Raw genomic sequence first — 25561 nt, forward strand, 5'->3', positions numbered from 1 at the left:
ATAATTCTCAGTTGTGCTGCCCGTTATACACGGGAAGGGTAAAGGAAAAATGTGCTCCCTGACCGGGACTGCTTTCAACATGCAACCGGCTCTGATGCGCTTCGAGGATTCCCTGACTGATATAGAGTCCCAGGCCGGTTCCCGGGCTCCAGCGATAGCCACCCCGACGCGCTTGCTCGCCTGAATAGAGGGACGTGCTGAAGCGCGAGAACAGCGTTTTCAGTTGCTCGGCGGCAATGCCCGGCCCGTGATCGATGACGTGCAGGGTAACAGCGTGCGGGGTGGTGCTGCCCGGCTCGGTGATCGGCTCGACCTTCAGGTAGACGTTATCCCCTTCGGGGGCATAGCGAAATGCGTTGCTGAGCAGGTTCATCAGCACGCTCATAATCAGCTCGTAGTCGCCCTGCACCGCTGGCAGATGTGGCGGCAGCGAGACCCGCAGGCCGCGCTGTGAGGTGGCAATCAGCGCTTCCAGCCGCTCCTGAAGATCCTCGATCATCTCGGCGAGCAGAATCGGCTCTACATCAAGACGCAGGGCGCCGGCCTCAACGCGCGAGGCGTCAAGGAGCTGGTTGACCATGCGCACCAGGCGCTCAACCTGCTCATCGGCGGTTTGCAGGAAGCGATATTGCTCTTCAAGCGACCATTGGAGATCGCGGGCTAAGAGGGCGGTCAGGTGGGCGCGAATATTGGCAAGCGGCGTCTTGAGCTCATGCGCGATGGTATTAAAGAAATCCTCGCGGGCGCGTTCCAGCGCTTTGGTGCGGCTGATATCGTGCAGGACAACCACGGCATCGGTGATTGCACCATCGCTGTCGAAGAAGGGGGCGGCGTTGACCAGCATGTGCATGGTCCGTCCGTCGGGCGTGTGCATATACAGCTCATCTTCGCAGGCCTCGCCATCGAAGAGGGCACGATACATGGGCCGCTGCTCGAAAGGGACGAACTCGCCTGAGGCGTTGTACATCTGGAGCGAACGAAAGACCTGCTCGACAGAGAGCCCGATCACCTTTTTGCGTGCGCGTGCGGGGTCGGTATGCGGGCCAAGCGGCGTCCCCATTTTGCGGAGGAGCTCGATCCCGCGATTGTTGATCAGGTTAATGGTGTGGTCGGCGGCGCCCACGACAATGACGCCCGAGGGCAGATGGGCTAGCAGGACCTGCATTCTCTCATTGGCAGATTTCAATTCAGAGCGGGCTTTTTTCAGGGCGCGGTTGCGTTGCGCGAGCTCTGCTGTGCGCTGGCGTACCTCTTCCTCGACGCGCTCGCGGGCGGCGGCTTCCTGACTGATATCATGATAGATGGTGATAAAGGCGAAGATGTCGCCCGGCTCATCGCGAATCGGGGTATAGCTGCACCGGAGCGTGTAGTCCTGCCCGGCGGCATTTGTCAGCTTGATCTCGTCACTCTGGTGAGCAAGGGCCCGCTGCTCAAGCTGCGCGATAAAGTCGGGCTGGTCGAGCCCCTCAATGGTAAAGCGGGAGGTGCTGCGCGTCAGCGCCTCGGTGATGGGCAGTCCGATCACGTCATCTGTCCAGCCGAAGAGCTGGCGGGCGGCAGGGTTAGCCTCGGCGATGCGCCAACGCGGATCGTAGATCACGACACCATCGGGGATGGCACTCATGACGTTCTCTTTCTGGTTGGCGCTTCGGCTTGCCATGCGGGCCCAACGCTCGATACTGCGGAAGAGGCGGGCGTTATGGATGGCGAGCCCTGCCTGTTGTGCGAAGCGTTCGAGCAGGCGAACCTCCTCGGCGGGGAAGCCGCGTGTGCGGCGGTGATAGACCTCGATCGAGCCAAGAATAGTATCACCCTGAGAGGGCTCGAAGATCGGCACACAGAGCACCGAGCCTGGCCGTGTTGGCTTGCCGCGATCGTCGATCGGGGGCAGGAGCAGATCAGGCGTCAGGCTGGTGTCGGTAATAATAATGGCGTGGTTGCCCTGGCGCTCGCGGGCGATCAGCTTGCCAAGTAGCGTGTGCTCCTGTTCCGTGGGGTGCCACTCGAAGGCCGTTGGATGCAGGCCGCGATGTGCCGCGATATGCATCGAGCGCGCCATCTCATCGCCGTTGGTCTGGTCGCGCAGCAGCACGGCGCAGCGTTTGGAGCCTACCATATCGTGGAGCGCTTGCAGGATGCGAGTGAGCACCTGCGGGAGCGCCGTCGGGCCAGCCAGCACCGAGCTGATATGGTGAATGGCGCTCAGGTGGAGTTGGGAGCGCACGCTGTCGGTGATGTCCTCAACGGTGATGAGGAGCGAGGGCGTTGCCGTTTCATGGTTGGCTGGCAGGAAAGAAGCGGGCACATATTCGATGGAGACGCGCCAGTAGGTCCGTCCCCGGCTCTCAAGGAAGCCTTCGTAGGGGAGACGGTTATACTGGACACGCTGCATGGTCGCGGCAACCTGCTTGAAGAGGGGCAGCGCATGCGGCACGATGTCGGGTGGCAGCACATCGCTGACGTGGGTGCCGGTGATCTCCTGATAGCTCCAGGGCTCGTCAAGCAGGGATTTCAAAGAATGGTTGATGTAACGAATACGCAAGGTTGCGGTATCGAGAAGCGCGATACCGATGGAGGCGTGACCGAGAATATGTTCAAGCTGTAACGCTGATTCTAGTTCCATAAAAACACTATTGCTATAGATCGCTCATGTGCGCTTTCATGGGAAAGATGCAGTATGCTTGCCTGTATGGGTTCTGGAACATCGATACTTCTATTATACTCTTTTTTCATCACTCTGTCTTCTTTTTCAGGGACGGACATCCAGGGATTTTGTGCCGCTGAGGTGTGGAGCACTGTGCTAGTTTTTTCAGGAACGGCATGATATACTACGCCTACCGAAAAAAGACGCAGAAGAGAGTTCTTGAAATACAGACACACCGCCAGCGCCGGGGACTCCTTCGGGCAGGCGGCGCGAATTGAGGGTTTGTGACTATGGATCTGCGCGGGAAGCGTGTTCTTGTGATGGGTTTGGGCCTGCAAGGCTCGGGTATGGCGGCGGCGCGATATGCCGCACAGCAGGGCGCCATTGTGCGTGTGACGGACATGAAATCGCCGGACATACTGGCGCCAAGTGTCCGGGCGCTGGCAGGGCTGCCCATCGAGTTTATTCTTGGGCAGCACCGTGAAGAAGATTTTATCTGGGCAGATATCGTGATTCGGAATCCCGGGGTGCCGCGCACGTCGCCGTATCTGTTGCTTGCTCAGGAGCATGGGGCCCGAATCGAGATGGAGATAGCGCTGTTCTTCCTGAACTGTCCGGGAAGAATTATCGGCGTGACGGGTACCCGGGGCAAAACGACGACCTCAACCCTGTTGTATGAGATTCTACGCGAGAGCGGGGCGCGGGTCGTGCTTGGTGGCAACGTGGCCGGCGTGGAGACGCTGTCGCTGTTGCCGGAGATTACAGAAGAGACGCTGGTGGTATTGGAGCTGTCGAGCTGGCAGCTTGAGGGACTGGCTCCGCATACGATCAGCCCGGCAGTCGCGGTGATGACCAATCTCTATCCCGATCATCTCAATACCTATAGCGGGATGGAAGAGTATGCGGAGGCAAAGGCCAATATTTTTCGGTATCAGTCGGAGAAGGGAATAGCCGTTTTTAACTACGAAAACCCCTGGACACGTCGCTTCGGTCTGGAAGCGCCAGGGCAGACCTGGTTTACCAGTGTGGAACTGGGCGGCAGTTTCCCGCGTGAGGTACTGGACGAGCATGGCAAGCCGTCGCGCATTGAGCCTTTCGTGTTCACTGAAAGCCCGCTGGCAGGCAAGCATAACCGTGAGAATGTCATGCTGGCGACGACCACGGCCCGGCTGCTTGGTGTAGATGATGCCACAATTGCCCGGGCGGTACGTGGCTTCCGGGGTGTGGCGCATCGGCTGGCAGAGGTGCGCACGGTGAACGGGGTGCGCTATATCAACGATAGTACCAGCACGACACCGGTAGCCGGCCAGGTGGCGATTGAGGCGTTTCGTGAGCCGCTGGTGCTGGTGGCCGGTGGGAATACCAAGCATCTACCGCTGGATGCGTGGCCGCGTTTGATCGTGGAGCGCTGTCGTGACGTGGTGCTGCTGAGCGGAAATGGTACTGATGAGCTATTGCCAGCAATCGAGGAAGAGGCCAAAAAGCAGCGAAAAGAAAATCCCGTCCGCGGCGTTTTTGGTGATTTTCAGCAGGCAATGGAGACCGCCGTTTCACTGACAAAGCCGGGTGATGTGCTGTTGTTCTCTCCGGGTTTTACCAGTTTCGGCATGTTCCAGAACGAGTTTGAGCGGGGCGATCGCTTTGTAGCATTTGTCGAAAAGCTGTAGCTCTTGCCCTGAAGAAATACTGAAAAGCTGGCCGTCGGCACAGTGGTGCTGGCGGCTTTTTTGTGGGCGGGAATGCCGGGTTTTTCGGGCAGAGCGTGTCAACGTGTCTGCTGAAACGGGCAGGGAATCGACTCGGAGCGAAATTCTGCACGATAGAGCCCGTAGTACTGCTTCTCACCGCGTAAAGAGTATAGCTTGAAGCCGTTTATAGGAGAAAGAGCGTAATGGAAAGGGGATAACCCTTTTGGAGTAATGGAAAATGGATCTGTTTTGAGTCGTACGATAGGGCTAAGGGAAGGCGGCCCTGTTTTGGGAGGTGGGACTGAAAGGGGAAGGAGGGCGCTAGCCTGAAAGGTTGATTTCTCAGGAAACTCTCAGAATTCGTCTTTTGGCGGGTTGCACTGAGGTGGTTACTTGTATTAAACTAACGGTGGTTAGGGGATCGGTCGCGTCGCCAGTACTCTGCGGAGAGTAAAAACACCATAGACGTTGTGATACGCGATCTTCAACACATCCCCCGAAGGAGATGTTGACAATGACGATGATGATGAGCAGGAAGGCGCTAGAAGATTACGGTCTGGTAAACCTGGGAACGATTCACTGGAACCTGCCTCCTGCTGAACTGGTAGAACATGCTTTAGAGCGTAAAGAAGGCCTGCTTGCGGCCAATGGAGCGTTGCGAGCAACGACTGGCGCTCATACCGGGCGCTCACCAAAGGATAAGTATATAGTCTCAAGCGAGCAAACAGCATCTAAGATCTGGTGGGGTGAGAATAACCACCCGATGTCTCCTGAGACCTTTGCGATTGTGCGCCGAAGCCTGGCGGATTACTTGCAAGGACGCGATGTATACGTGCTTGATGCTGCGGCAGGGGCTGACCCGCGCTATCGCATGCCGATACAGGTTATCACTGAACTGGCCTGGCACAATCTGTTTGCGCGCAACCTGTTCTTGCGTGCGACGGAGGCCGATCGCTTGAGCGAGCGTCCGGGCTTTACCGTGCTTTGTGTACCGCATTTCCGTTTAAATCCGCGTTCGCATGGAACGCGCTCTGAGACCGCTATTATTATTGATTTTGAAGAACGGCTTGTGCTGATTGCCGGAACAGAGTATGCTGGTGAGATGAAGAAATCCATTTTTACGGTTCTGAATTTTATCTTACCTGCTGAAGGCGTGTTGCCTATGCACTGTTCGGCGAATGTGGGTGCAGCGGGAGATGTGGCCCTGTTCTTTGGGCTCTCTGGCACCGGGAAGACCAGCCTTTCAGCCGATCCAGAGCGCCGCTTGATCGGCGATGACGAGCACGGTTGGGGGGATAACGGGATCTTTAACTTTGAGGGTGGTTGCTACGCCAAATGTATTAATCTCTCTCGAGAGTTTGAGCCTCAAATATGGAACGCCGTGCGCTTCGGGGCTGTCTATGAGAATGTGGTTCTTCATGAGAAAACGCGTGAGCCAGATTATAGCGATGCATCTATAACTGAAAATACGCGGGTGGCGTACCCCGTTGACTATATTGACAATGTCGTTGGGTCAGGAATGGCCGGGCAGCCGAAGGCGGTCATCTTCCTGTCTGCCGACTCGTTTGGTGTCTTGCCGCCTATCTCCAGGCTTACGACTGAGCAGGCAATGTACTATTTCCTCTCAGGCTATACCAGTAAGCTGGCAGGGACAGAGCGCGGCGTGACCTCGCCTCAGGCAACCTTTAGCTCGTGCTTTGGTGCGGCCTTCCTGCCGTTGCGGCCCGGCGAATATGCCAACCTGCTGCGTGAGCGCATCGAGAAGTACAACGTGCGCTGCTACCTCATCAACACCGGCTGGACCGGCGGCCCGTATGGGATCGGCAAGCGCATTAACATCAACTACACCCGGGCAATGGTCAAGGCGGCCATCAGCGGCGCGATTGACGAGGCCGAGACAATGGTTGATCCGATCTTTGGCCTGCGCATTCCGACCAGTTGCCCCGACGTGCCGAGCGAGATCCTGAATCCGCGCAACACGTGGATTGATCGCGACGGGTATGACATGCAGGCGACGCACCTCGCCGAACTGTTTAAGGAGAACTTCAAGCAGTTCACCCTGCCGTCGGAAGAGGTTCGCAACGCGGGCCCACGGTAGAAGAGGCCTTTATCAGAAAACCTGCATGTATAGAAGAACTGCATGCAAAGAGCAGAGGAGAAGAGACGCTCCCCTGCTCTTTTTGGTCTATTCGGTAAGCGTTGGCTTCCTATTTCTGGTACTGTTCCAGTAGTGCTGCTCCTCCAGTCGTTGCTGGTATTGCTTTTGAATGGCCGGCGTTGCATCGTCCCACGGGTTTTCACTCTGCTGCTGTTGCAGGACGCTGGCCTGCTTTTCGGGGACCAGAAGCTGTCCGGCCTGCTCCTTGCGCCTGGCGAGATAGTCAAGCAGACGACCGGCGCTGGCCAGCAGCAGGAAAGCAACCCCGGCCCCGACGATACTCAGCCCAACCGGCCAGTTATTGACGGTATAGCCGTTCGGATGCTCCTTGTAGCCCTGAGTGCTCAGGGTAGTTGTTTTGCCCGTTTTGCCCGCAAACGTGACCTCGACCACATGGTAGCCTTTCGCTTTGGCCCCTTGCCTGGTAAAGATGCTCTGGCTGGTGATGGGCGTGGTCTCATAGACAAAGGACTCGACGGTGTACAGGAAGTCTTCAGTTTCAGGGTCCTTGCCGGTGGGCGCCGGGAGCATCGGGAAATCGTTCATTGAGAGTTGATAAAAGACCCCGTTCGCGCTCTGTGTGGGCACGAAGTTGTAGGCTCCATCGATCATAAGCGATCGATATTCCCTCGTTCCCTCAAAGCGCTGATATGTCACAGCATGCGAGGTGGTTCCATAGTAGAGCCCCGCACCAAGAAGGATTATGCCGAGGATGATGCGTCCTGCGGTCGCGAAGAAGAGGAAGTGGATCAGGCTGTAGAGGGCCTCGACCAATGGCTTCCTCGGCTGCATCATAACCATGCCGTTTCGTCTCCATCGTGAAGTATATTCGAGACAGCCGGTTGTGGAATACCGGGTGCTCCTTTGCTATGTGTTATGATAATACAAGAAAAGGAGAAAGGCAATAATTTTCGGGTAGAACGGGAAGAAATTGAAGGGAAGGCACTGACCAGGATACCCCGGGAATGGCGCATTCGACCGTTTGTATGCAGAGAGAACGCTTTCCTTCCTCTGAATCCCGTCAGCAAGGAGCATGAAGGGATATGCAGGGAAATGTAGGGATATTTATTATAAGCGATCGGAAACAGAAAGGCAAGAGGAAGTAGAGCAAACGACGATAGCGGAAGAAATAACGCCAGGTACATTTGCGAAATTGTGAGGTATGCAATGGACAGAGGGACAACGTTTTTGCTACACTGACTGCAAGTATGTTTTTCATAAGGAGAGTGAGGAGTGTTAGCCTGTGGAGCTTTGTGAGGCCTGTTGGCAGATGCGCAGGGAGCGATTGAAGAGGGGGACAGCACATACCGGCCGTGTGAGCGGTATGTATCGTTTACCACTGTTTTCCCTTCGTCCGCTTGAATGGTTCCGTCGGGCGGCACTTCATGGCCCGAGCGCGTATTTTCTGGATGCTGAACGTCTCTGGCGGGGCGTTTGGAGGCGCCGCGTGACGTTCAGGGATGTGCAGAAAATGCGTGATCTGTTTGCGTGTGTAAAGGAATAAGTGAAATGCAACAGGAAGCCTTGCTTCAACAGATAGTGCAACAATTGAAAGATGTGCGTGGGGTGCGGGCGCTGGTGCTTGGTGGGTCGTTTGCCCGGGGGACGCAGCGGCCCGACTCTGATCTTGATATCGGGATCTATTATGTGGAGCAGCAGCCCCCCGATATCGAGCATATACGCGCCATTGCGGCCAGCTTGAACGACACGCCCGATCCGGTGGTGACAGAGGTTGGCGAATGGGGGCCGTGGGTCAATGGCGGTGCATGGCTGACGATTCAGGGGCAACGTGTTGATTTCCTGTACCGCGATATTGATAAGGTCATGGCGACGCTTGACGACTGTAACGCGGGTATCGTTATTTCTGATTACTGGCAGCAGCCAGCGTATGGCTTCCACAATTTTATGTACTGCACCGAGACGGCGATCTGTCGTCCGCTCTACGATCCCGAGCACATTCTTGAGCGGCTCAAGGTGCAGGTCGAGGCGTACCCGCCGAAGCTCAAGGCCTCGATTATCAGAACGTTCCTCTGGTCGGCTCAGTTTTCGTTGCGCTTCACCGAAAAGGCAGCGGCGGCGGGCAATGTCTATATGGTGGCTGGCTGTCTGGCCCGAGCGATTCATTGTCTGGTGCAGGTACTCTACGCGCTGAACGAGACGTTCTATCTCAGCGAGAAGACGTTGGCGCACGATCTGGCTGCATTTCAACAGAAGCCGCAGAATATGCTTGAGCGGATCGAGGCGATTCTGGGTTCGGTTGGCACGGCAAGTGAGCTGCCGGTGTCGTGCAAGACGGCGGAGGCGCTCTATGCCGAGGTCGCGGCGCTGGCTGAAGGCCAATAAAAAGCACCGCCTCTGCGTGATGAAGCGGTGCCAGAAGGTGGCGAACGGCCTGAAGGGTGGGGAAAGACCCGCCTTTCAGGCAAAGGAAGCGGGGATCTAGGCCCCGGAATCACTCGTAGCAGCTTTCTTGCGGTAGTACGTATGAATATGCGTGATCAGGGAGAGAAGAAGGTAAATATTAGGCACTGTAGCGGTGTGTGCGTGATACCACTCGCGCCCGCTGGATGGCTGCGTGATGCTGACCTCTGCGCTGTTCACCTGAATGCTGGCGTCGTTCCACGCGAGGGAATCGCTACCGTGGAAGAGGCCATAGCGGTTGATGCCAAGCGGGCCGAAGGGGACGGTGTGTCCTACCGCCAGATCAAAAATAGCCTTGCGGAACAGCCGCCGGGTGACTTCCTGCTGAATGGTTGTGCCCAGTTGCTCGATATTGCTGAAATGGTGATCGAGTACCAGCTTGCGCCCATCATGCCGCCTGATCGTGAACGAATAGCGAATCTGTTGTCCGTGCAGGCCGGGAATAGAGCTTGTTTTCTGCCAGACGGCGTCAATGTGATCCCAGAGGAAAATAAGCATCTCGCGCTGCTTGCTGACAACCAGGCCAGAAGGGTACACGCGAACCTGCCAGGAGCGCCGGAGCAGCGGAATCAGGAGGGCATACCCACCGGGAAGAAGCAGGCCAAAGCTCAGGGGCAGGTAGGCGAGCGTCCACCACTGCCCGGAGAACGGCCCGGCCAGACTGATGATCATGCCAAGCAGGCCAGTATAGAGCGCAATTGCAGAGCAGAGCAAGCGCCTTTTTGAGAAATGGATGTTATGTTCCGAGATGGCTTCTTCCGGTAGATGGGCTCTTGTCAGTTGTTCTAGCTCACGCACGATTTTTTCCCTCTCCTTTGAACTAGCATACTCATGATTTGCTCCCTGATAGAAACACGGATTACCTGCCAAAATGTGTACTCCATTACTTCCACAGTAAACAATAGTTCCTAACCTCTGATCAAAAAACCGTTGTTTCTCGTCTTACTGCAACACAGCGGCGGTATGGCTTCCCGGGCGGCGGCAAATGCGTTGTGCGCCGAAGGGAAAGAGGGTTGTTTGTCTGATCATTGGAGAGGGAGGCTGCTCACTCGTTCGAGTGATTTTTGTCCTCACTCAAAAGAGTGAACAGAGAATACTTCTTTTGTGTGATGCGGTGGGAAAAGGCAATACCATATACTGGTGATATATGGGAACGAGAATCTCTACCGTGTGGGGAATGCAGAGCTTTTGGTATCGCGCGATAGAGAGAACGTCCCGCTTTTCTCTGTTCTGATTGGTATAGAACGAGGGGGTACCGCCCGGTAGTTTCTCTGACGAAGAGGAGTATCTGAATGAACGAATATCCGAATGAAGGCCGGTATCGTGACGAGGATCAGTACTCTGGAGAAGGCCGATACAGCAATGAAGGTCAGTATGGTAGTGAGGGTCGCTCTGGGGGCCGCTCTGAGAGAGAGGAGGACCGATCGCAAAGCCGCAATGAAAATCAATCCGGTGGCATGTTCGATCAGGCACGCAATGCCGCCGAAGGCCAGGTTGATAATGTCATTGATCAATATGCAAGCAAGGTTCCGGGCGGAGAGCAGTATAAACAACAGGCGAAAGATTTCGCTTCAAAGGGGCTGGATCGGATAGAGGAGGAAGGCAAGAAGCATTCCGGTAGTATTCTGGATGAGGCCAAGCGAAGACTTGGGGGCCTCTTTGGTGGAGGCAAGAAACCAGAAGAATGAGAATGCTGCTGTAGCAAGAAGAGACCCTGGCTATCCTCTTTTCTGGGAATGCGCCGTAGCGGGGAACTATTCTCCGCTACGGTCTTTTTTGGGGTTTGATAGGCCGGGGAGAAGCCGGCGCGTTGATCGATTTGGCCGTGTGCTGATCTGGCGTGCGAAAGGGTGCATCTATTTGCAGATATCAGTATACTATTGAGTGAATGCCGTAATGCTGCGGCGTATTTCCACAATGTCGATAGCATCCTTCAGGAGGAGTGAATGAGCGAGGAGCAGAAGCCCCAACAAAACAATCCGTTGAGCAATTCAATTGATGCGGCGCGCGATGTAGCCGAGGAGAAGATCAATCAGGTGATAGATCAGTTTGCCGCGAAGGTGCCCGGTGGCGAACAGTTTAAAGAACAGGCGAAGAACATGGCGGCGCAAGGTCTGGATCTCCTTGAGGACCAGGCCGAGCAGCAGCTTCAAGCGAAGGCTCAGGATCTTCTGGGCAATCTCGGGAATATGTTCGGTGGCAAAAAAGAGGAGAAGCAATAGTCTCAGGAGGCAGGGAGAAAGAAAGCGCTCCCTGCTTTTCTTTTTTCCTGAGTGAGACGCTAGAGCAGCGGTGGTGAGGCCTCAGGATCAGTGAGCAGACTCCGAATCTCCTGCACGATTGTTCCTGCGAGCCGCAGCGCATAGAGCGTCGTCAACCAGAGAATCGCGGCGATTCCCAGACTTAACACAAGCAGCAGTTCCCCTTGAACGCCAGCGAGCTGAAGCAGAATAATGATGCTTGCCAGCAGCGTGATTGTGATGCCGCTCACATAGTAGACCCGCAGGCGGTAGAGTGCCCCCAACGGCAGAAAATGCAGCCCCGAGATCAGCCCAAAGGCCGAGAGCAGAAACCGCTCCTGATGCTCCATCAAGAGGACGGCCAGCACCACAAAGACGAGCAACGATTCAAGCAGAAAGACCGACGAGTAGCTTTTCCGGAGCGAGGGCGGCTCAGGTTGGCTTCCCTCGGGAAAGAGCAGCGTGCGCGGGATCGGGCGCAGGCGATGGCGCACCCGGTAGGTGATGAGACAGAAGGCGATGGTGATCGAGAACAGACCAATCCCGATGGCAAGTTGCAGCAGGCCACTGGTAGAGGGGAGCGCCATGAATGCCCAGAAGGCGGCAAAGAGGTTGAAGAGCATGGCGTTGTTCGTCAGCGAGCGCAGATACTCTTTGACAAGTTTCTGCTCATTGAATGGCTCGTTCTGTTGTTCGTCCATAGGAGACTGAACCTCTCATGATAGTCAGAGCTGCATTGTACCATAAAGCGGCGGCTTGTGGTTGCTGGATTGTTCTGTTATGATAGCCATATTTCAGCGTGGAGGCAGAATATGTACCTGATGACGATTGTGAATCTCTTTGCCGCGGTTTGTGCCCTGGGGCTGGCTTCCTATCTCTGGCGCAAGGGGGCACCTCAATCGAATGTTGGCTTTCTGGGTGCCAGTATCGGCTTTTTTGTGGCGGGCGCCATCAGCCCCTGGTTGACCGGCGGTATTTTCGCGATCCCGGGGCTGGTGATTGGCGCGATTTTGTTTGTTCTGGCCATCATTACCGCCTGGCGCACGCTCTCGCGCCAGAATGCCCGGGGAAGGCGCTAACTACGCGGCTTGCTCGCGAATGTGGGTCAGCAGGGCCTGCAACACTGCCAGATTCGGCACGGTAGACATGGCGATCGGCGGCACGGATGTGGTTCCCCGGGTTTCAAGCTTGAGTGAGCCGTCACGTCGCTGGGTGAGCGCTTTGAAGTGTTGCCATGAAATGTCCTGTCCTTTGCAGGTGATGCCCTGTTGAGAGAGGGTGAGCGGTCCAAACTGTTGTTCTTTGCCCGCTTCGTAGGCTGCGATGGCCTCGGGGAGCAGGCGCTGTTTCAGGGTTTCGATCAGCCGGGCGCGAAAGGTGGAGAAGTTCGTGAAGAGACCGGGGATATGGATCGTGCAGCCGTCATGGCGCCGAATCAGATAGCTGGTGCTCTGGCCTAGCGGGATGAGGCGCAGGAAGTGACGTTCTTCCTGTTGCTCTTTCACGCTCTCGATTGCATCCCAACGAAACGCTTCGATCTTATCGGGAGCCGTGAACAGAAAGCCTTCGCGAAAGGTGTAGAGCCGCCAATCATAGGCATAGGGCAGTGAGAACAGTTGAAACGCGGTCAGGAGCAGGCTACAGAAAGCCAGCGTAAAGAGCAGCGTGACCAGCAGCGTATCATCCATGGAGATGTAGGCCCAGAAGGGCGGCAGAAGCGTCACCAGTATTCCCAGACCGATACGAATATAGATCCCGGCGCGTTTGATCTGGTGCTCGGCGATGGGCTCGCCCAGTTGGAAGGCGCTGGCGGCCTGCTGAATGCTTGTTTCTTCGTTGGGGGTGGCGGTGATCTGTGCCATAAAAAAATCTGTTCCTCTCACTTCCAGATTATTGGGTGGCTAGAATCAAGAACCCTCGGCTGATTGTCAATCATCTATGGTAGTAGTATGTATTCCCTATACAATGTATCGCATTTTCTGGTAGAGTTACAAGCAAGTTATAGGCCAATTTCCCGCAGAATGACGCAAGATGCAGACATTTCACTACATTGTTTCGTATAAATGGACATTCCGGGGACAGAATGAAGGTATTCTATCAGGATGCTATTCCTTATTTGCATGGCAATCCAGATGCTTTTGTGTAGCAGTTGAGGTACTCTGTAATAGGATTTTCTTTTGATTTGTGATGCATCTGTGATAGAAAAGTGATGAAATGCAACGGTGTTTGTGTGTAGAATAAGAGCGTGGAACATGTGCAAAAGGGAGAAACATGGAGGAGGCAAATGGATAGCGCACCGGGGCGCCGGATAGCATGTTTCCACCAGAGGGACCGGTTCCTTAAGATGAAGGAAAGTGAGGACTGCAAATGGACCAGACAAAGCGGCTTTTTTTGCAGGTAGATGATGTTCGGCTCTGTTGTATGGATTTTGGCGGTGATGGCCTGCCGGTGTTCCTGTTGCATGGTCTGGCCGGGCGAGGCTCCGAGTGGCGTACTACAGCGCGCTGGTTGACTCAGCAGCATTTCCATCCGTTCGCGCTGGATCAGCGGGGGCATGGGATGAGCTCGAAGCGGTTGCCCGATTTCTCGCGGGCCGCCTATGTGCGCGACGCCGTGCGGGTGATCGAGCGGCTTGAGCTTGCGCCAGTGGTGCTGATCGGTCAGTCGATGGGGGCGCTGAATGCGTTGCTGACGGCGGCTCAGCGGCCCGATCTGGTACGGGCGCTGGTGGTCGTCGAGGCGCAGCTTGACCCTCAGCCGGGGACACCACAGCAGATACAGCGTGACCTCAGTTCCTGGCCGGTTCCCTTCCAGACGCTCGCGGATGCCCGGGAGTTCTTTGGCGGCGAGACGCTGGCGGCTCGTACCTGGATCGAGATACTTGAGGAGCACGAAGAAGGCTACTGGCCACAGTTCGTGGTTGATGATATGGTGCGCTCGATCTCGGACGTTGCGACAACCTCGTATCGCGACGAGTGGCAGCGGCTGCAATGCCCGACGCTGGTCGTGCACGGGGAGAAGAGCCATATCAGCCGGGACGCGATGGAGGAGATGGCGCGGCTGATCCCCACAGGGTGCTTTGTCGAGATCGCGGATGCCGGGCATGATGTCCACCTGCATCAGCCGGAGCGCTGGCACGAGGCGCTTGAGCGCTTTTTTAAGGAAATCCAGCTTCTGTAATTGAGAGACCGAAGGAGGGGGTTTGACCGTCCCCTCTCCTTCGGTTGGTTGTGAGCGCGTCGTTGTCGTCCGTTCGATTCGCAAGAATGTGAGGTAGAAGTAATAAATGTAGGACAGGGTCAGCATGATCAACCTGCCAACCATGCTGACGAATGCTACCGGCAGCGCACGCACAGAACTGGACAACGGGAAGAACTGTAGGCCTGATGTGCTGCAAGGAACAACCCTCAGGCAGGGATGCAGAAACGCGAAATTTCCCCATAGAAGATGCAGTATGTTTGGATGTGAGCTGATGAGGTTTTGTGCCAGGGCCTGCGTTCCCCATCGACTACAGCCTGTTTGGCGCATCTTTCCCCTCCTTGTCCGCCCGAATTTTCCCGTTGCCATGCTCTGTGCAGGTTGTGCCTCACCAGGAGGCGTTCGCGTGGTGCCAGTGCCAACTGTTATCCCGCGGTATCTGGCTCATTGCCAGACACATCAGGCTCCTGTGGTTGCAGGGGGCCCGTCTGCCTGTCAGTGGGCCGCTCCCGTTTGGGAAGCTTCTGCTTTTTATCATCGGCGAACAAAAGGTGTCGGAGGAAATACCAGGGGAGTCCCCTATCTTCGCTCGGCGAAACCGTCGAGTCGAAATGGGGGATGCCCTGTTCGCCGACGTTTGTCAGCACGTCATCGGCATCCTCTTCAACAGGGTCGGCCAGTTGACCGAGCGTAATGGCGCGCCAGTCCAGACCTGAAGGACCGGGATAGCCCTCTTTCAGCAGCTCTACCCACAGCAAGACCTGCTCGGCGAACTCCACCGGCTTGATATCCGGTGGGAAGACCGAGTTGAACAGCCGTTTCGCCGTGCGATCATAGTACTTTTTTTGCTGCTCTTTGTACATGCGCTCAAGCATGCGCATGCGCCGTTCTAGCTGCCGGCGAGGATCTTCCTCACTACCGGGGAACAAATTTATAGGGGGAACAGTCATCTTTCAGCCTCCCTGCCATCCAAGAAACGATTTCGAAATGTGTCATATGGTTTTCCTTTTCAACAACTTCCACCTTACAAAAAACGCTTAACATACAAAACAGCACTACAATTTCCTCCACTACGTTTGCGTGTATTCATTTGTGTTTCAAGCGACCCGAGCGGTGCTAGTGGCATTGTTGGTAAAGGTCCACTACCATGCGGCAGGTACCACACGTGCGCTTGACGTAGCAATCATAGCAGAGTTTCTATCTGGGTGTCAAGTGATTTTGGCTGGAATTTCTGACAGTTTTTGATTTTTCTCTGTAAATACCTAAAATTTGAGCCAATCAGGACGTAATTTGGAAAAAACGTGTGTCATTTACTGCAGGAGACACAAGGATACCTGAATCTGACGCGGCGAAGCAGAGGAACCGGCAACCGATGGTGAATAGGCAATGCAAGAAGTGCAGGAGAAAACTGCTCTCTGCTTGATACGAGTACTTCCGGCAAGCAAGCAGTGAGGCATGCACCAGGCGAATACTCCCGTAAGACTCATCTTCAGTGCAGGTGATCGCCAGACCTCCGCGCATTCGAGAAGCGCAGCGCTTTCCAGACTTCCAGAAAAAAAAAGAACCGCAACAGACATACATTCGAAATTCATGATTCGAATTTATATATCTATACCATAGATTACTTTTCAGTACTCGTAGTACTGTCTATATATTTCGAATTCGCGCGCGCGCACGCGTATAGGAGGGGATTTGTTTTCTGGCGGCGGAAAACGGACTGCTGCCGCAAAAACGCCTCGGCTGCTTTCCGGGTGGCGTTGCCGGGGAGATCCCGACACCCGTTCAGGTTGCCTCAGAGGCCGACGCAGCGCATGGGGCACAGCACGCGCTAGCGGGGAGAAAGCTGGCTGTGGGGCGATCGTCATGCCTCGGGTTCGCTCGTCGGGGAGAAACCGGCCTCACCACGCGCCGGAAGCCGCTGCATTCCTCGCTTATCGGCAGGATCGCAGAGAGTCGGAGTGCCTCCCATAAAACACGCTGTCACGATACAAAAACGTCTCCCTTTTGCGAAAAACAAAGAACGCGCAATTATTTTCGCGTTGCGTGCGATCATAGAGCCCGCAAAAAGCATCGTCTGCTGACGATCCAGGAGCCCGAGAAGCCGGTTCAAGGGCTTTGATGCCGGGCGAAAATGCCGGGAAGTAGTATGAAAATATCATGAATAAAAGCGAAAATAATTGCGCATATGCTGCAAACAGCCCGGGAAGCGTGCTCAGGGACTATAGCATCAAAAAAGCGAAAATAATTGCGCGTTGTGAGCAGGCATATTCTCCGCGCAAAGCACCATCTACTGCCGATCCAGGAGCTCGGGAAGCGCGCTCAAGGGGCTTTGATCTCGTGTGAAGATGGTGTGAAAAAAAGCGAAAATAATTGCGCGTATGTTGCAACAAGCCCGGGGAGCGCGCTCAGGGGTCATACCACAAAAAAAGCGAAAATAATTGCGCTCTCTTCTGACAGATCCTCATTTTTTCTCTGGAGTTTGCTCAACGAGATGGCCACCAGAGCACCATGAGTCCCTCTATCCCCATGTGAGGAGTATGTGAGGTTAATGTGAGCGCTGTATGAGTGCTGTGTCTGGACTGTATGGGTGCTGTGTGGGTAGTGTGTGGGTGGCCGAATGCGGAACAGAGCGCTGAAGCATCGCTGTATGGGTGCTGTGTGGGTAGTGTATCAGTTCTGTGTGAGCGCGATGTGAGGAGAATGTGAGCGCCGGCAGGAGACCCGATCGCAGAATGAACACAGAATGAGTACCGTATGATCGCTGTGTGGGTGCTGTATGGGTAGCGTGTGGGTGCTGTGTGGGTTGCAGTATCAGTGCCAGAAGGAAATTTGAGTACAGAACGACCACAGAATGAGTACCATATGAGCGATATGAGAGCGCTGTATGAGTACTGTATGGGTAGCGTGTGGGTACTGTATGGGTTGCAGTATCAGTGCCAGAAAGAGAGTTGAGTCCAGAACGACCACAGAATGAACACAGAATGAGTACTGTATGATCGCTGTGTGGGTGCTGTATGGGTAGTGTGTGGGTGCTGTGTGAGTTGCCGAAAAGAGACCCGATCGCAGAATGAGTACCGTATGATCGCTGTGTGGGTGCTGTATGGGTACTGTGTGGGTTGTGTATGAGAGAGCCGCAAACGGCGTGACGAGCGATCATGGGGCAAAGAGGTGGCAGACAGGGAACAGCTTCTGTGCTGGTGGCAGTTCGCCTCATCGAACGGTAGACATCGCAGGTTGTGATGTTCTGTCCGCTTTTGGAGCAACAGAAAGAAAAGTTCTGAAAAGAGTTGCCTTTTCTCCCATTCATATGCAATAATTGGTCTTGTCGCATATACTGGATAGTGCTTTTCTTCGGTCAGGTTCTCGGGCAGAAAAAGGATTTGAGACAGCTCTATTGAGATGAAAAAGGGAGACGTTCGACTATGCAGTTATGGCGATATGGTCGGGCTATCGAGATGGTGGGCCATCGCTACCGCTTGGAAGGGATGCTCGGCAGCGGTGGTATGGCTGATGTATGTCTCGCGTGGGATCTTGTCGGCAAGCGTGAGGTGGCGATCAAGGTCATCAAGCAGGAAAACATGGATCAGCGGGCGCTGGATCGATTCAGCAAAGAGGCGGAGAAAGTGGTGCTGTGGAATCACCCCAATATTTTGCGCGTCTACACGAACGTGCGTATGGAGCTGCTGGACAAGGAACAGGGCTCGATTCTCCCTTATATCGTGATGGAGTACGCGGAGGGGGGCGACCTGCATCGGCGGCTCACGGCGGGCCAGCCCTATGATCTCAGCGAGACGCTTCCGCTCTTTCGCCAGCTCTGTAGCGCTGTGGCCTACGCGCACGAGCACGGGGTCATTCATCGCGACCTGAAGCCGCTCAACATCCTCTTTCGCGTGCTGCCCGATGGCACTGAGCAGCCGGTTCTGAGTGATTTCGGCCTCGCCGTTGAGGTGGGAGCCACCCATTTTACCTATGCGCGTGGGGGCACGCTGCCGTATATGGCGCCCGAGCAGTTGCGCGGCGTGGTGGTGCCGGAAAGCGATATTTTTGCGTTGGGCGTGATTCTCTATCAGTTGTGTACGGGGCGCATGCCGTTTCGGCGCACGCTGGCCGATGTCGGACGCTATATCCATGATCCTCGGCCGCCCGCGCCGCCCACGCGTCCGAGTCGCCTGCAAGCGCTGCTCCCGGAGGCGCTGGATGCCGTGCTGTTCAGGGCGCTGCATCACGATCCCGAGCACCGCTATGCGGACGCGCTGGAGCTGTGGGAAGCGGTAGAGGCTGCTTTCTTCGATCCGCCGAAGCGTCATCGCTCATTTCGAGCGTTCGATGAGCGGTCTCGCCCGGCCTCGCTGGACCACGAAACGCTGTCGATGCGCCTCGATGATGATGAGGATCTCGCACTCGATGAGGAGTCGTTCAGCCCGCGGGACACGTTTATCTACCCGTCTGCTCGCCCGACGCGCGTGCTGCCCTACGATACGGAGGAGTTCGACGACCCGGAGGGGCCGCCTTCAGGGCTGCCTCCTCGTCATCGTCGCTCGATGCAGCCCGACACGCTCGATCTGGAGGATGCCGACCCCGTTGACCCGCCGTTGCGCCGCTCGCCACGGGGACGCCCGACCGGAGGCTATGCATCGCGACGCTACCAGACGCGAGGCCTGCGCTCGCGGGACTACCAGACACAAGATGAGGTGCCGCGAGCCCGCCCGGCGAGCCTGCAACAGGCCACACGCATCCCTCGTACGGCTGCCCGAACCTCCGGGAAGCGTGGCCGCGGGGTGATGCTGGTGAGCATCGTGATCGCGCTGCTGGTGGGTGGGCTGCTGACCTGGCTCCTTCCGTTCCGTGGGCTCTCTGGCTTCGGACAGGCGAGCCAGGCGACCGTCAAACTCACCGTGAGCGGGCAGGAGGTCAGCGACAGCTTCATCGTGAGCGGCGTCGAGCAGAACCCCGATCTGGCACACCTGCGCGTCACCATGCACGAGTACAGCACGACCGAGAGCGCCTCTCAGGACGCCACCGCCACCGGCCAGACAAAGACCGAAGGGGCTCACGCCCAGGGGATCCTGAAGTTCACGAATGGAGCATTTGTTACGCAGACAGTACCGGCTGGGACACAATTGACGAGTAAAAGCGGAATTAAGGTGATTACGGATGCAGAGGTGATAATTCCATCTGCGAATTCTGATACCAGGGATTTGGGAACAGTACTTGTTCCTGCTCATGCCATAGATCTCGGACCTGAAGGCAATATACCGGCTCTGGATATTGATACAACGTGTTGCTCTCAATATAACTCGATTTATGTCAAGAATGAGAAGCCGTTCACGGGCGGACAGGACGCGGCGTCATACACATTTGTGCAGCAGGCGGATGTCGATAAGGTGGCGAAGCCGCTGGCCGAGAGGCTGAAAGGGCAGGGCGTGCAGAAGCTCAAGGGGCAGCTTCGGGCGGGTGAAGCGTCGGTCGGGGAGCCGCAATGTACGCCGAAGGTGGCGTCAGAGCAACCGATAGGAGATCAGGGGCGCACCATCGAGCGGACAAAGGTCACCGTGTCCCAGAATTGCCGGGTTCTCGCGTATAACAAGCAAGAGGTCGAAACGCTTGTCAGGCAGCGTTTAAGCGCGAAGGCAACCGCAGACGCGGGCAAGGATGTGGCACTATCCGATCAGATCAGCACCACCGTGAAGCCCTGCGATTGCAAGAACGGGATGATCGTAGAGGCGAAGAGTGTTGCGACGCCGTTCTTCAATCCGCTTCAGCAGCAGCATCTGGCAAAGAGCATTGCCGGTCGCACCGTGGACGAGGCCATCAAGGCGCTCAAGCAGCAGCAAGGGGTGCGTGATGTCGTCATCGAGGTGGGCGGCGCGAACAGACTCCCGCAGGAGCCAGCCGCGATTCACTTTGAGGTGCTGGTAGGGACCTGAGCAAGGCCAGACGGGACGAGAAGCGGGCAGATGTGGGGAGAGGTCGGAAAGGGAGACAAAAATGCGCTAATCGCAGACCGTACCGGTGTTGATTCTCATAGATCGTGCGAAGGGTGGAACTCGCTGAAGAGGCGTGGCGCGACAGGCAACGAGTTCAGCGCGGCGCGGCTTCTTCCCATTTTCAAGCGGTTTGTCTATTGTTAGAAATGCGGTTGATAGTGTAAAATGTCACGATAGAAGCGCGAGAAAAAGATTGAGGTCAGAGGAAGCGGGTATATGAGACAAGGAAACGGCTCTGAAATACTGGGACCCAACGATCCCCGTAGTCAGACAATTGGCGTTATCCATGTAGCACCGAACGATGAACGCAGAAGCATTTTAATGGCGATTCTGACGCAGGAGAAATTGCAGCGCAAGCAGATTGTCCTGATCCTGCCGCACCAGAATCGTGGGTTTCAGCGCCCTGTCGACTACGACGAACTGAAAGCGATGCGCAAGAAGATCAAGGCGAACATGGTCTTTGTGGCTCCGAGTGGCTCACCGGCGGCGAATTTTCTGCGGCACCGGAATTTTCCTGTCTATTCGTCACTGGAGGGCTATGTTCAATCGCTTGATGATGAACTGGCCGAAAGCGAGCAGCGCAAGGGCTGGTTCCCGCTGTTCAACAAGGGTAATGGTGGCGCGAAAGAGAAGCAAGCGAAGCCACAGGATCAGGACCCTTCCGCTTCCCCTCAACAATCGGCGCGTCCGCATGTCGTTGGCGGCACGGCGGCAGTTGGTGGCGCTCTGCTCGGGGCGGGCGCGGCAAACGCCATGCAGAAACGCGGGCCGGGTGACGACGCCGACGATGTCGATTTCTTTAACGAGGACAGCCCGCTTGAACCGCCAAGCCCTGAACAGGTCGACGCGCAACAGGGCTACCTGCCAAAGACCCCGCATGGCATCGACGACGATGAAGGCGGCGAGACGGCTCCACTGAATGAGGAGAATGAGATTGTCAGAGCCTCGGGCGTGGCAAGCACCCGTTCAGAGCCGGATGTTGCCCCCGACGACGAGCTGTCGATTATCGACCTTCAGCCAAAGCGCAAGGCGAAAGAGACAATCAAGCTCAATCAGCCCGATGAGGTCGAACTGCACCCGCTGCCTCCCCGACGCGCTTCGGGCAAGATCGGCGCGGACGCGAATCGCAATGGGAGAAGTGGTAAGCTCCCAACCGGCGCGTTGATCGGGGCCGGTGCCGGGGTCGCTGCTGCCGAAGGGCTGGCCCGCAAGAGCGCCTCACAGAGTAAACCGCTTCCGCGCACCAGTGGCAAGATGCCCGCGATCAATGCCGCCAGTACCGGCTTTCCAGGCTCGACCCGACGCACCACGACCACGAAACGGAGCGGTTGGCCGTGGCTGATCCTGATCGCGGTGCTGTTGCTGGCGCTGATTGGCGGCTGTGTCGGTGTCTCCTACGCGAACCCGAGCCTGTTCAGCAGCGTGCAGCAGGCGTTTACCGGGGCGCAGCCGGGCGCGACTATTTCGATCACCCCTGATAGTCGCATCGTCGAGAACAAATATATTGTGGTCGGTGTCGAGAAGAACCCGCCCCCTGACACATTGCAGATTCCGGTGCGGCGGCTCAATACCAGCGCCGAATCTCGAAAGATCAACGTGACCGCCTCGGGCCATACCAAAACCCCGGGCCGTACTGCTACCGGTACCCTTGTGTTTACCAATGGCATGTCAACGGCATATACCGTCGGTGCGGGCACGGAAATCACTATCAATGGCGGTGGCGCTTCTGTTGTGACTGATGAGCCTGCGGTGATCCCGCCAAGTGATGGGACAAGTCTTGGTCAGGTTTCGGTTTCTGCTCATGCTTCAGTGGTAGGACGAGCAGGTAATATCGGGGCAATGGCTATTGATAAAAACTGCTGCTCGAACAGTAACTCAGTCTTTGTGAAAAATCCCTCTGGCTTCACCGGTGGGCAGGATCCGGTCGATTATCATTTTCTGACACAGGATGACGTTGATAAGGCGATCAACTCGGTGAAGAATGAGACATCGAGCAAGGCGCAGAGTGATCTGAAGACGAAGTTGCAGGCGGGCGAGCAGATTGTGGGGAATCCGCAATGTCAGGTTCAGCCGAACGTGGACCAGCCGGTAGGTGATGAGGGGAGGGACATACGCGAGGCGACGGTGAGCGTGAAGGCGTCGTGTTCGGCGTGGGTGATGAAGCCTCAGGATTTGAAGCAGCTTGTCTCGAAGCGGCTCCAGGAGCAGGCGGGGTCTGCTTCCGATCTGGGACCCGGCTACAAGCTGATCGGTGATATCACCACGAAAACGCAGATCAAGGCAATCCAGCCGCTTCGGATGGAGGTAACCGCACAGGGGCTCTGGGCTTTCGAGATCACGGAGCAGATGAAGGACGCGTGGGCGAAAGCGATCGCGGGCAAGCCTGTCAACGAGGCGAAGGCATATCTTGAGAAGCAAAAAGGGATCGCGAAAGGCAAAGTCTCGATCGAGATGAACGGTGACAAGCTTCCGACCGAGCTCGGACTGATCGGCTTCAGCATTCAGTCGGTGCCGGGTCTTAAGGGGAACGATGGAGTACCGAGCGGGCAACCAACCGTAACGGATGGAGATGGCGAAGGGCAGCCAGGGAACGGCTAGCAGCGGACGGGCAGGTTCTTTTGCTCCGGTCACACGACACGGCGAGGCGCGAGAAAACGCGACAGGTGGCAATGATGGTAGGTGGTTGTGTTGAGAAAAAGCGGGTTCAAGCTACAGGAAAGGATCGCGAGGAGCAATGCTGTCTCTGGAAGGCAAGCAGCTTGGAAACTATGATATTATTCGCCGAATCAGGGTGGGAGGTATGGGAGCCGTCTATGAGGGGCGGCAGCGGACCGCGTTTGATCGGCGGGTAGCGATCAAGGTGATACTGGGGGACTACGCGACAGACCGGGATATGCGGCGGCGTTTCCTGCGAGAGGCGCGGACAGTGGCAGCCTTGCGACATCCGCATATTCTGCCATTGTTTGAGTTTGGCGAAGAGCACGGCATCCTGTTCCTCGTCATGCCGTTTATCGAGGGGGGGACCCTGACCGGGTATCTGCGCCGGGGTCTGCCGGGGATTGGCGAAGTTGCCGCGATCTATCAGCAATTGCTCGATGCGGTTGAATATGCGCATGATGAAGGGCTTATTCATCGCGACATCAAATCCTCAAATGTCCTGCTTGACGTGCGGCGCAACGGTCCGCCCTATATCTATCTGGCCGACTTCGGGCTTGTCAGGATCGCGGCCTCGCGGCGGCGCAAGGGGCTGGACGATAGCCGCACCGGGCGTCCGGGAAGGCCGATCCCGCTCGATCAGGTGCCGGGCACGCCCCAGTATATGGCGCCGGAGCAGACCCGGGGCATCATCACCCCCCAGACCGACATCTACGCGCTTGGTGTCCTGCTCTATCAGTTGCTCACAGGAGATCTCCCTTACAACCACGAAGACGACGTGACCGTCATCAAGATGCACCTGTACGACCCGATTCCGCGTCCCTCTGACCGGGATACGACCATTCCCCGCGCGCTGGATGACGTGGTTCGCACGGCGATGGCGAAGCGGCCCGAGGAGCGGTATCGTACCATAGCCGAGTTGCGTGACGCCTTTCTGTCAGCAATCGAATCATCGAGATCTGGCCCGGTCATCGAGCTCTTTGAGGAGGCGGGTGGATTTGATGGCGATACCCTGACCGAGCCTGAGCCGGGTGGGCGAGCCTATCCGCTTGAAGAACTGCCCTCGCTCCCCGAGATCCCGACGTTTGAGCGCGCGCCTCGAGCGCCCGATCCCTCCCGGCGGCTGCGGCCCGCGATTACGGCGGCGCTGGTTCCAGAGCAACAGCCGGTCGTGCTGGAAAAGCGGGCGCGCCCGGTGCATACCACCGACGATTTTCAGCCGCGTGCCCGCACCACCGAAGACGTGATTGAGCCACCGAAGCGGAGAGCTGTCCCGCGTCATCGGCGGTTGCTCCTGCCGCTGCTCTTCTGCCTGATCGCCACCTCGATGCTGCTCACGCTGCTGATCTTGCCGCATGTCTTCGGGATCAGTATTTTTCCGGCGGGGTTCCCGGTGCTTGGCACGCCGGGTGATGCCATGATCTATGTCACGCCGGAGAGCAAGACGCTGGAGAATAGTTTTGTGCTCAGCGCCTCGCCTCAGAGCAAGGTGCCGAGTGTGGAGGCGCGAACGCTCCCCGATCGCGTGATCAGCAAGCAGCAACAGGGAAGCAGCACGATTCAGGCGCAGACGACGCGCACGGTTGAGGGAGCGCAGGCGCGGGGTCAGCTTGAGTTCTACAATACGAACCTGCTGCCGGTCACGATTCCCGCTCAGACCACGCTGGATGGTCCCAATGGCCTGAAGATCCAGACGCTCACCGAGATCAAAATCCCCGGACGCACCCTGACCGAACCTGGCAGGGCAACCACCGACGCGCTGGTGACGACGCCCGGCAGCGCTGGCAATATTCCCCCGGAGACGCTCAACGGGCCGTGCTGTAGCAAGGGCGTCACCGTGCGGAACCCGGAGGCGTTTAGTGGCGGCGTCGATGGGCAGGTGCTGCATGTGATCCAGAACGAGGATGTGGAGAAGGCGAAAGCCACGCTGACGGAGAAGCTGCAAAAAGAGGTCAGGGATCAGATTACGAAGGCGCTTGGCAAAGATGAGACGCTGGCCGGGCAACCGGAACTGAGCGTCAAGGCCACGGTCGATCCGCCGCTTGACACGCAGCCCGAGGCGGTCACGATCACGATTCGCGTGGATGGGCGTGGCGTCGCCTACAGGCGGGCTGTCGCCGAACAGCTTGCCACACGGCTGCTGGAATTACAGGCGAAGCAGCAGTTGAAGGACGCTTTTACGCTGCATGACACGATCAAGCCCGTGGGGGCGCTGACCGCGCGCAATGGGCCGAACAATATCATCTTCCTGACGGTGACGGTCAGGGGGACATGGCTGTATCACTTCAGCAAGCAGGAGATCGGGAACTGGCCCGAGAGCGTGAAGGGGGCCACGGTCGAGGCCGCGCTTGCCTACCTGAACCAGCAGCACGGGATCGCGAACGTTGAGGTCAAGCTACCGTTCGGGAGCGATCATCTGCCGGGCGAGATCGAGCGGATCAAGGTTGTGGTGGTGACACCAGACAGGCAGTGATGCTTTTCCTGTAGCCAGATGGCGCGGGCGGGTATATGTGCTTCGTATAGTCGAGAAAGGCGTGAAATAGGGCGGAAATATCGGGAGGCTTTTTGAG

19 protein-coding genes are annotated in these 25561 nt (G+C 56.7%); 11 read left to right on the forward strand and 8 right to left on the reverse strand.

Annotated elements, in window-relative coordinates; genetic code table 11:
* Positions 1 to 7: 7 nt before the first annotated feature.
* Positions 8 to 2623, reverse strand: a complete 2616-nt coding sequence (locus EI42_RS22105; RefSeq protein ID WP_111324817.1) for an ATP-binding protein — start codon at positions 2621 to 2623, stop codon at positions 8 to 10.
* 311 nt (positions 2624 to 2934) lie between these two features.
* On the opposite strand from EI42_RS22105, the gene murD reads away from it, so the two are divergent.
* Both murD and pckA read left to right on the forward strand, forming a co-directional pair.
* A complete protein-coding gene (murD, locus tag EI42_RS22110; RefSeq protein ID WP_111324818.1) occupies positions 2935 to 4311 on the forward strand; it encodes a UDP-N-acetylmuramoyl-L-alanine--D-glutamate ligase in 1377 nt (458 codons plus the stop codon).
* Between the two features lie 535 nt (positions 4312 to 4846).
* The gene (gene pckA / locus EI42_RS22115; RefSeq protein ID WP_111324819.1) at positions 4847 to 6430 is read left to right on the forward strand and encodes a phosphoenolpyruvate carboxykinase (ATP); all 1584 of its coding nucleotides are present in this window, start codon (positions 4847 to 4849) and stop codon (positions 6428 to 6430) included.
* A gap of 87 nt (positions 6431 to 6517) precedes the next feature.
* Here pckA and EI42_RS22120 read toward each other — a convergent pair whose 3' ends face one another.
* Positions 6518 to 7291, reverse strand: coding sequence for a hypothetical protein (locus EI42_RS22120; RefSeq protein WP_111324820.1), 774 nt, complete (start codon positions 7289 to 7291; stop codon positions 6518 to 6520).
* 523 nt (positions 7292 to 7814) lie between these two features.
* Here EI42_RS22120 and EI42_RS22125 point away from each other — a divergent pair.
* On the forward strand, positions 7815 to 7994 hold the full coding sequence (locus EI42_RS22125; RefSeq protein ID WP_211326309.1) for a hypothetical protein: 180 nt from the start codon (positions 7815 to 7817) through the stop codon (positions 7992 to 7994).
* Positions 7995 to 7999: 5 nt separating this feature from the next.
* Positions 8000 to 8833: a nucleotidyltransferase domain-containing protein gene (locus tag EI42_RS22130; RefSeq protein WP_111324822.1), complete on the forward strand. Its 834-nt coding sequence runs from the start codon at positions 8000 to 8002 to the stop codon at positions 8831 to 8833.
* Positions 8834 to 8929: 96 nt separating this feature from the next.
* Here the strand turns inward: EI42_RS22130 and EI42_RS22135 are convergent, their stop codons facing one another.
* Positions 8930 to 9709, reverse strand: coding sequence for a DUF6585 family protein (locus EI42_RS22135; RefSeq protein WP_111324823.1), 780 nt, complete (start codon positions 9707 to 9709; stop codon positions 8930 to 8932).
* A gap of 144 nt (positions 9710 to 9853) precedes the next feature.
* Positions 9854 to 9985: a hypothetical protein gene (locus EI42_RS34455; protein ID WP_282957333.1), complete on the reverse strand. Its 132-nt coding sequence runs from the start codon at positions 9983 to 9985 to the stop codon at positions 9854 to 9856.
* Between the two features lie 218 nt (positions 9986 to 10203).
* Between EI42_RS34455 and EI42_RS22140 the strand changes: the two genes are divergently transcribed.
* Both EI42_RS22140 and EI42_RS22145 read left to right on the forward strand, forming a co-directional pair.
* Positions 10204 to 10599 (forward strand): hypothetical protein, encoded by a 396-nt coding sequence (locus EI42_RS22140; RefSeq protein WP_111324824.1) that lies wholly within the window; start codon positions 10204 to 10206, stop codon positions 10597 to 10599.
* 258 nt (positions 10600 to 10857) lie between these two features.
* The gene (locus tag EI42_RS22145; protein WP_111324825.1) at positions 10858 to 11133 is read left to right on the forward strand and encodes a hypothetical protein; all 276 of its coding nucleotides are present in this window, start codon (positions 10858 to 10860) and stop codon (positions 11131 to 11133) included.
* A 59-nt stretch (positions 11134 to 11192) separates the two neighbouring features.
* Here the strand turns inward: EI42_RS22145 and EI42_RS22150 are convergent, their stop codons facing one another.
* The gene (locus tag EI42_RS22150; RefSeq protein WP_111324826.1) at positions 11193 to 11852 is read right to left on the reverse strand and encodes a DUF7010 family protein; all 660 of its coding nucleotides are present in this window, start codon (positions 11850 to 11852) and stop codon (positions 11193 to 11195) included.
* A gap of 120 nt (positions 11853 to 11972) precedes the next feature.
* On the opposite strand from EI42_RS22150, the gene EI42_RS22155 reads away from it, so the two are divergent.
* Positions 11973 to 12230, forward strand: coding sequence for a hypothetical protein (locus EI42_RS22155; protein WP_137686072.1), 258 nt, complete (start codon positions 11973 to 11975; stop codon positions 12228 to 12230).
* Here EI42_RS22155 and EI42_RS22160 read toward each other — a convergent pair whose 3' ends face one another.
* On the reverse strand, positions 12231 to 13013 hold the full coding sequence (locus EI42_RS22160) for a DUF6585 family protein (RefSeq protein WP_111324828.1): 783 nt from the start codon (positions 13011 to 13013) through the stop codon (positions 12231 to 12233).
* Between the two features lie 505 nt (positions 13014 to 13518).
* On the opposite strand from EI42_RS22160, the gene EI42_RS22165 reads away from it, so the two are divergent.
* Positions 13519 to 14331, forward strand: coding sequence for an alpha/beta fold hydrolase (locus EI42_RS22165; RefSeq protein WP_111324829.1), 813 nt, complete (start codon positions 13519 to 13521; stop codon positions 14329 to 14331).
* 443 nt (positions 14332 to 14774) lie between these two features.
* Here the strand turns inward: EI42_RS22165 and EI42_RS22170 are convergent, their stop codons facing one another.
* Together EI42_RS22170 and EI42_RS34460 are read right to left on the reverse strand one after the other, a co-directional pair.
* A complete protein-coding gene (locus EI42_RS22170) occupies positions 14775 to 15299 on the reverse strand; it encodes a hypothetical protein (protein WP_111324830.1) in 525 nt (174 codons plus the stop codon).
* A gap of 911 nt (positions 15300 to 16210) precedes the next feature.
* Positions 16211 to 16333, reverse strand: coding sequence for a hypothetical protein (locus tag EI42_RS34460; RefSeq protein ID WP_281278858.1), 123 nt, complete (start codon positions 16331 to 16333; stop codon positions 16211 to 16213).
* Positions 16334 to 17771: 1438 nt separating this feature from the next.
* On the opposite strand from EI42_RS34460, the gene EI42_RS22175 reads away from it, so the two are divergent.
* From EI42_RS22175 to EI42_RS22185, 3 genes are all read left to right on the forward strand, one after another.
* Positions 17772 to 20276, forward strand: coding sequence for a protein kinase domain-containing protein (locus EI42_RS22175; protein WP_111324831.1), 2505 nt, complete (start codon positions 17772 to 17774; stop codon positions 20274 to 20276).
* 276 nt (positions 20277 to 20552) lie between these two features.
* Entirely contained in the window at positions 20553 to 22934 is a 2382-nt protein-coding gene (locus EI42_RS22180) for a hypothetical protein (RefSeq protein WP_111324832.1), read from the forward strand.
* A 136-nt stretch (positions 22935 to 23070) separates the two neighbouring features.
* A complete protein-coding gene (locus tag EI42_RS22185) occupies positions 23071 to 25464 on the forward strand; it encodes a serine/threonine protein kinase (protein ID WP_111324833.1) in 2394 nt (797 codons plus the stop codon).
* Positions 25465 to 25561: the final 97 nt, after the last annotated feature.

This window comes from Thermosporothrix hazakensis (assembly GCF_003253565.1).
GTDB classification, from domain to species: Bacteria; Chloroflexota; Ktedonobacteria; order Ktedonobacterales; family Ktedonobacteraceae; genus Thermosporothrix; species Thermosporothrix hazakensis.

Coding starts and splice junctions, on each gene's coding strand:
- murD (WP_111324818.1), top strand. CDS start 2,935: ATGGATCTGCGCGGGAAGCGTGTTCTTGTGATGGGTTTGGGCCTGCAA.
- EI42_RS22140 (WP_111324824.1), top strand. CDS start 10,204: ATGAACGAATATCCGAATGAAGGCCGGTATCGTGACGAGGATCAGTAC.
- EI42_RS22150 (WP_111324826.1), bottom strand. CDS start 11,852: ATGGACGAACAACAGAACGAGCCATTCAATGAGCAGAAACTTGTCAAA.
- EI42_RS22175 (WP_111324831.1), top strand. CDS start 17,772: ATGCAGTTATGGCGATATGGTCGGGCTATCGAGATGGTGGGCCATCGC.
- EI42_RS22170 (WP_111324830.1), bottom strand. CDS start 15,299: ATGACTGTTCCCCCTATAAATTTGTTCCCCGGTAGTGAGGAAGATCCT.
- EI42_RS22185 (WP_111324833.1), top strand. CDS start 23,071: ATGCTGTCTCTGGAAGGCAAGCAGCTTGGAAACTATGATATTATTCGC.
- EI42_RS22160 (WP_111324828.1), bottom strand. CDS start 13,013: ATGGCACAGATCACCGCCACCCCCAACGAAGAAACAAGCATTCAGCAG.
- EI42_RS22125 (WP_211326309.1), top strand. CDS start 7,815: ATGTATCGTTTACCACTGTTTTCCCTTCGTCCGCTTGAATGGTTCCGT.
- EI42_RS22120 (WP_111324820.1), bottom strand. CDS start 7,291: ATGGTTATGATGCAGCCGAGGAAGCCATTGGTCGAGGCCCTCTACAGC.
- EI42_RS22105 (WP_111324817.1), bottom strand. CDS start 2,623: ATGGAACTAGAATCAGCGTTACAGCTTGAACATATTCTCGGTCACGCC.
- EI42_RS22165 (WP_111324829.1), top strand. CDS start 13,519: ATGGACCAGACAAAGCGGCTTTTTTTGCAGGTAGATGATGTTCGGCTC.
- pckA (WP_111324819.1), top strand. CDS start 4,847: ATGACGATGATGATGAGCAGGAAGGCGCTAGAAGATTACGGTCTGGTA.
- EI42_RS22130 (WP_111324822.1), top strand. CDS start 8,000: ATGCAACAGGAAGCCTTGCTTCAACAGATAGTGCAACAATTGAAAGAT.
- EI42_RS22180 (WP_111324832.1), top strand. CDS start 20,553: ATGAGACAAGGAAACGGCTCTGAAATACTGGGACCCAACGATCCCCGT.
- EI42_RS22155 (WP_137686072.1), top strand. CDS start 11,973: ATGACGATTGTGAATCTCTTTGCCGCGGTTTGTGCCCTGGGGCTGGCT.
- EI42_RS22145 (WP_111324825.1), top strand. CDS start 10,858: ATGAGCGAGGAGCAGAAGCCCCAACAAAACAATCCGTTGAGCAATTCA.